The sequence below is a fragment of the Streptomyces sp. NPDC015032 genome (assembly GCF_043080425.1).
GTDB lineage: Bacteria > Actinomycetota > Actinomycetes > Streptomycetales > Streptomycetaceae > Streptomyces.
The window spans coordinates 630,020-636,076 of sequence record NZ_JBIBVN010000002.1; the positions used below are offsets into that span (position 1 = coordinate 630,020).

The window sequence follows — 6,057 nt, forward strand, 5'->3', positions numbered from 1 at the left end:
TCACCGTCGGCCGCCGGGGCGCGTGGTGCCCGCGCGGGCGGCGATCGCCTCGCGGTACAGCGCGGCGGTGCCGAGGGCGGCCTGCTTCCAGGTGAACCGGGACAGCACCCGGGCGCGGCCCGCGGCGCCGAGCCGGGCGCGCAGTTCCGGGTCGCCGAGCAGCCGGGCGAGCGCGTCGGCCAGCGCCCCGGCGTCGGCGGGCGGAACGGCCAGGCAGGTCTCGCCGTCCGGGCCCGCGACCTCGGGGATCGCGCCGCCCGTGGTGGCGACCAGCGGGGTGCCGGTGGCCATGGCCTCGGCGGCCGGCAGCGAGAAGCCCTCGTACAGCGAGGGGACGCAGGCGATCTGGGCGCCACGCACCAGGTCGACGAGTTCGGCGTCGCTGATGCCCTTGACGAACTGGACGGCGTCCTGGAGCCCGTGCCGCTCGATGGCCTGCGCGACCGGTCCGTCCTCGGCCCGCTTGCCGACGACCACGAGGTGCGCCCGCGGGTTCTCGGTGCGGAGCTCGGCGAGCGCCTCGACGAGGTGGACGAGACCCTTCAGCGGGACGTCGGCGCTGGAGGTGGTGACGATCCGGCCGGGAACCTCGGCGACGGACGGGTCGGGCGACCACAGATCGGTGTCCGCGCCGATGTGCACCACATGGATGCGGTCCTCGCGCACCCCGAGGTGGTCGACGATCTCCTGCCGGGAGGAGCCGGAGACGGTGAGCACGGAGGGCAGCCGGCGCGCGACCCGCTTCTGCATGCGGGTGAAGGCGTACCAGCGGCGTATGGAGGCGCGTCGGCGACGGGTCCCGGCGGCGTCCAGGTCCAACTGCCGGTCGACCGTGATGGGGTGGTGGATCGTGGTGACAAGTGGGGCACCGAGTTCCGCCAACAGCCCGTAGCCGAGCGTCTGATTGTCGTGGATGATGTCGAACTCGCCGCGGCGGGCGGCGAGATGGCGTCGGGCGCGGAGGCTGAAAGTGAGCGGCTCCGGGAAGCCGCCGGTCCACATGGTGGCGACCTCGGCGGCGTCGATCCAGTCCCGGTATTCGCCGCGCTTCGGGGTACGGAACGGGTCGGGCTGGCGGTAGAGGTCCAGGCTCGGCAGCTCGGTGAGCGGGACGCCCTCGTCGAGCACCGGATAGGGCTGGGCGCCGATCACCTCGACGCTGTGGCCGAGACGGGCGAGCTCGCGGCCGAGGTGGCGCACGTAGACGCCCTGGCCGCCGCAGAAAGGATTTCCCTTGTAGGTGAGGAGTGCGATACGCAACGGACGGTCGCCGGAGGGGCCCAACGCGTCGCTGCCCGCGCGGGGGCCTGTCTCTACGGCCTCAGCGGTCACACTCGGCCCCCTTCTCACTGCGTGTTCGCCGGAGCGTAACCGCTCACGCTAATCTAGAACAAGTTTCAGACTGGATCGTTCAATGAGCTACGAATCTACCGGCAGGTAGCGTCGGTGCAACGGCGGGACCGGGTGATTCGCGCCACGACCGGGCGCCCTGGCATGCTGTGCGCCGCCGGGAGACCGAGCGCCTCCCTCCGGTTGCGGACCAGAAGCCATGGATGGGGACATATGACAGCGGAAGCCAAGCCGGCATCGCCGCCCCTGACGGAACGGCAGGAGGCCCGTCGCCGCCGCATCCTGCACGCCAGCACCCAGCTCGCCGGCCGGGGCGGGTTCGAGGCGGTCCAGATGCGCGAGGTCGCGGAGGCGGCCGAGGTCGCCCTGGGCACGCTGTACCGCTACTTCCCGTCCAAGATCCATCTGCTGGTCGCCACCATGCAGGACCAGCTCCAGCGCCTGCACACGACGCTGCACAAGCGCCCCCCGGCCGGGGACGACGCGGCGCAGCGGGTCGCCGACACCCTGATGCGGGCGTTCCGCGCACTCCAGCGCGAACCGCATCTGGCGGACGCGATGGTGCGGGCGCTGACCTTCGCGGACCGCAGCGTCAGCCCGGAGGTGGACACGGTCTCGCGGATCACGACGGCGATCATCCTGGACGCGATGGGCCTGGAGCATCCGACGCCGGAGCAGCTGTCCGCGGTCCGGGTCATCGAGCACACCTGGCACTCCGCGCTGATCACCTGGCTGTCGGGGCGGGCGTCGATCGCCCAGGTGAAGATCGACATCGAGACGGTGTGCCGGCTGATCGACGTGACGGCCCCCGGGGACGCCCCGTAACGGACCGCGGATCTTTCCTCACCCGTTCCTCACCCCTCTGTTCGAAAGCGCCACAAACCTCTCCCTATCATGATCATGACACTCATCGACGGAGAGGAAGACATGACTGACCAGTCAGGCAGTGCGAGCGGCGCGACGGGGATGCAGGCCCCGGGCGGACCGGGATACGGCGCGCAGCCCCCGGCCGGCTACGGGTACCCCGGTGGTGCCCCGCTGCCCAGTGGCAAGGCGACGGCCTCGATGGTGCTCGGCATCCTCGGGCTGGTGCTGATCCCGATCATCCTGCCGATCATCGCGCTGTGCCTCGGCATCTCGGCCCGGCGCATGGCCGACCGGGGCGAGGGCGGCGGCCGCGGTCAGGCGGTCGCCGGCATCGTGATGGGCAGCGTCGGCATCGCGTTCGCCGTGCTCGGCATCATCGTGGCCACGGTCCAGGCGATCGGCGCCATGTGACGGGCCACCGCCCACGGCACTGACGCTGCGCGCACCGCACCCCGGGACCGGATCCCGTCCCGGGGGCGCGGCCCACGGCCCCGGCCCATGTGCCGGCCCCACATGCGTGCCGTGCCAGGTGGGGTGCCCTGCACCATGTCGACGGCGGCGGGGTGTTCATACGGTTCGGCGACATCACATGAACACGCCGAGTCTGGCCGGGTCGGGCGCGGTCGCCGAGCTGCCCGCCGTGCTGCGGGTGCCGCTGTCCCAGCCGCTGTTCGTGCTCGGTGTGCTGTTCGTGGCCGTGGTACACCTGCTGCCCGGCGGCCTGGCCCGGCTGCCGTCCCGGCTGACCGCGGTCCGCCGCGCTGCCGCCACCACCGGAACACTCCCGGCCAGGAAGGCCCGGAAGGAGAACGGACGCCCGTGATTCGGTACGAAGAGGTAAAGGTCCCCGTGCCCGGGGGAGAGTTGGCCGTGCTCCGGTGGCCGGCCCGTGAACCGGACGCACCGGTCGTCGTCGCGCTGCACGGCATCACGGCCAACGCACTGTCCTGGGGCCCGGTGGCGAGGCTGCTGGACGGCCGCGTCACCCTGATCGCCCCGGACCTGCGCGGCCGGGCCGGGAGTTCCGCCCTGCCGGGGCCGTACGGGATCGCCGGGCACGCCGATGACGTCGCCGCCCTGACCGAGGCCCTGGGGGTGGGCCGGGTGGTGCTGGCGGGCCATTCGATGGGCGCGTTCGTGGCGGCGCTGGCCGCCGTACGCCACCCGGAACGGTTCGGGCCGCTGCTGCTGGTCGACGGCGGCGTCGGCTTCCCCGCCCCCACCCATCTCTCCCCGGACGAGCTGATGACCGCCGTGATCGGCCCGGCCATGGACCGGCTGTCGATGACCTTTCCCGACCGGGCGGCGTACCGCTCCTTCTGGCAGGCGCACCCCGCGTTCACGGACGCCTGGTCGGCCGAGGTGGACGCGTACATCCAGCGCGATCTGACCGGGGACGAACCCGCCATGCGCTCCACCTGCCGGATCGAGGCGGTGCGCACCGACGGCATCGGCCTCTTCGACGAGGAGGTGCTGATGGCGGTACGGAGACTGCCGGCCCCGGCGACGCTGCTGTGGGCGCAGCGGGGCCTGATGAACGAGGAGCAGGGCCTGTACGACGAGGCCCGCCTGGCGGCGGCCGGTCTCGACGGCACGGAGGTGACACCGGTACCGGTACGGGACGTCAACCACTACACGCTGCTGACGAGTGACGCGGGCGGTACGGAGATCGCGCACCGTCTGCTGGCCATGTCCGGCGCCTGAGGGCGGGCGTACCGGACGCACCCGGGCGGCCGGACGGTCCCTACTGCTCCCGGCCGCCCGCCAGCGCATGCAATCGCAGCGCCAGTTGGAGTTCCAGCGCCCGTCCGGGCTCGTTCCAGTCCCGCCCCAGCAGCACCTGCACCCGGTCCAGCCGCTGCACCACCGTGTTGACGTGCACGTGGAGTTCGTCCTTGGCACGGATGAGGCTGCCCCCGGACCCGAAATAGGCGCCGAGCGTACGCACCAGGTGCGTGCCGCGCCGCGCGTCGTACTCCAGCAGGGGCCCCAGCGTGGCCGAGACGAAGCCGTCGACGTCCTGGGCGTTGCCCAGCACCACCCCCAGGAAGCCGAGTTCCTCGACGCACGCGCCCTCCCCGGTGCGCCCCAGGACCCGCAGGGCGCGCAGGCAGCGGGCGGCCTCCGCGTATGCGGAGGCCAGCTCCCGGGCGCCGCGGGCCGGGCCGGTGGCGGCGACGGTGACGGGGGCCTGGACGAGCTGACCGAGCTGCGCCGCCGCCGCGCGCGCCGCGTCACCGGCGGCCGGGCCGGGGTCACCGGCGTCGATCAGCAGCACCACGTTCCCGTGGTGTTCGGCGCTCACCCCGTGGATCTCCCCGCCGAACAGGTAGCGCATCGCGGCCGGGACCAGCCGCTCCCGGGTGCCCTCGGCCACCAGCAGCAGATGCGGGCGGTCGAGGTCGATGCCGAGGCGCCGGCCGCGTTCGGCGAGCCCGGCCGGGTCGCGGTCCGTGTCGGTCAGCAGGTCGGTGATCAGCTCCCCGCGGATCCTGTTCTCGGTCTCGGCGACGGTGCGCCGCAGCAGCAGCAGAAGTCCGGTGACCACCGAGGCCCGCTCGAACAACCGCCGGTCGGAGTCGTCGAGCTGCCGGCGCCGGTGCAGGACCAGGCCGGCCATGAGTTCGCGTCCGGCGAGCACGGCGCAGATCCAGCGGCCGTCGCGGTGCACGGCACGGGCACCCGTGCGGGACTCCTCGGCGGTCTCGGCCAGCCACCCGGCGTCCATGCTGTCGACGGCGAAGTCCGTACCGTCGGGCCGGACGGCCGCCAGGGGCCGCCCGCCCGGGTCGTGAATGGTGAGCGGGGAGTCCAGCAGCCCGGCGACCGCCGCCGCAACATCCTTGACGTCACGGCCGCGCAGCACCAGGTCGGTCAGCCGGTCGTGGGACTCCTCGGCCCGCCGCATGGCCGCCGAATGGGCTCGTACGGCCGCGTTGGCCTCGGCCAGCTCGGCATTGGCCCCGGCGAGTTCGTCCAGCGCGGACCGGGTGTCGTCGAGGGCGCGGGCGGTGTCGATGGCGATCGCGGCGTGTGCGGCGAGCGAGCACAGCAGGGCGACCTCGTCGGGGCCGAAGACGCGGGGGGCGCGGTCGGCGGCGAAGAGGACGCCGATGACCTTTCCCGTACCGCCGCGGCTGGAGCCCAGGAGCAGGGGCACGCCCAGGATGGCGACGAGCCCCTCGTCCAGCACCCCGGCGTTGATGTTGCGCGTGTGGTGGAAGCGGTCGTCGGTGCGGTAGTCGGGGGTGGCGTACGGGCTCGCGGTCTGCGCCACCAGACCGCCGAGCCCATGGCCGAGCTCCAGCCGCAGCCGTTGGAAGAGGACCGACACCGACCCGTCGGTGACCCGCATATAGGTGTCCCCCGCCTCCTCGTCGGGGAGCGTGAGGTACGCGGTGTCGGTACCGAGCAGCATCCTGGCCCGGCGGACGATGGCGTTCAGCACCTCGTCCAGGTCGCGGGAGGCGGCCAGATCGCCCGCCGTGTCGAAGAGCGCGGTGAGCTGGAGCTCGCGGCGCCGGTGCTGCCGCAGGGCGCCCCTGATCCGCAGGGCGGTGGCGGTGGCCCGCTCCACCTCCGCCAGATCGCCCGCGGGCACCCCGTCGGCCCGCGCCTGCGAGGAGACGGCGCCGAGCGCCTCGGCGGGGGCGTCGTCGGCCAGCAGATCGAGGAGGCGCCGCAGGTGGGGCGCGGCGGAGGCGGGCGGTTCAGACATGGGCGACCGGCGTTCGTAGGGGGCGGGGGGTGCCTCTATGTCGTTCGTCAATCCCGCGCTGTCGGTTTTGGGGGTGTGGGTCCCGTTCATGGGGCGAGGGTGACGGTGGGTGTTCGGGACTC

General features: G+C 73.1%; 5 protein-coding genes and 1 pseudogene. 4 read left to right on the plus strand and 2 right to left on the minus strand.

Annotated features, from left to right (window positions below):
* Positions 1-1,332 (minus strand): glycosyltransferase family 4 protein, encoded by a 1,332-nt coding sequence (locus ACF08M_RS05750; protein WP_392183950.1) that lies wholly within the window; start codon positions 1,330-1,332, stop codon positions 1-3.
* 231 nt (positions 1,333-1,563) lie between these two features.
* On the opposite strand from ACF08M_RS05750, the gene ACF08M_RS05755 reads away from it, so the two are divergent.
* From ACF08M_RS05755 to ACF08M_RS05770, 4 genes and pseudogenes are all read left to right on the plus strand, one after another.
* Positions 1,564-2,175 carry a TetR family transcriptional regulator gene (locus ACF08M_RS05755; RefSeq protein WP_392183951.1) on the plus strand — a complete coding sequence of 204 codons (612 nt, stop codon included), beginning with the start codon at positions 1,564-1,566 and terminating at the stop codon, positions 2,173-2,175.
* Positions 2,176-2,277: 102 nt separating this feature from the next.
* Positions 2,278-2,628, plus strand: a complete 351-nt coding sequence (locus ACF08M_RS05760; RefSeq protein ID WP_392183952.1) for a DUF4190 domain-containing protein — start codon at positions 2,278-2,280, stop codon at positions 2,626-2,628.
* A gap of 193 nt (positions 2,629-2,821) precedes the next feature.
* Positions 2,822-3,040, plus strand: a pseudogene (locus ACF08M_RS05765) (hypothetical protein); the annotation flags it as partial.
* Positions 3,037-3,921 carry an alpha/beta fold hydrolase gene (locus tag ACF08M_RS05770; protein ID WP_392183953.1) on the plus strand — a complete coding sequence of 295 codons (885 nt, stop codon included), beginning with the start codon at positions 3,037-3,039 and terminating at the stop codon, positions 3,919-3,921. The pseudogene ACF08M_RS05765 and the gene ACF08M_RS05770, both read left to right, overlap by 4 nt.
* A gap of 40 nt (positions 3,922-3,961) precedes the next feature.
* Here the strand turns inward: ACF08M_RS05770 and ACF08M_RS05775 are convergent, their stop codons facing one another.
* Positions 3,962-5,935, minus strand: coding sequence for a helix-turn-helix domain-containing protein (locus ACF08M_RS05775; RefSeq protein WP_392183954.1), 1,974 nt, complete (start codon positions 5,933-5,935; stop codon positions 3,962-3,964).
* Positions 5,936-6,057: the final 122 nt, after the last annotated feature.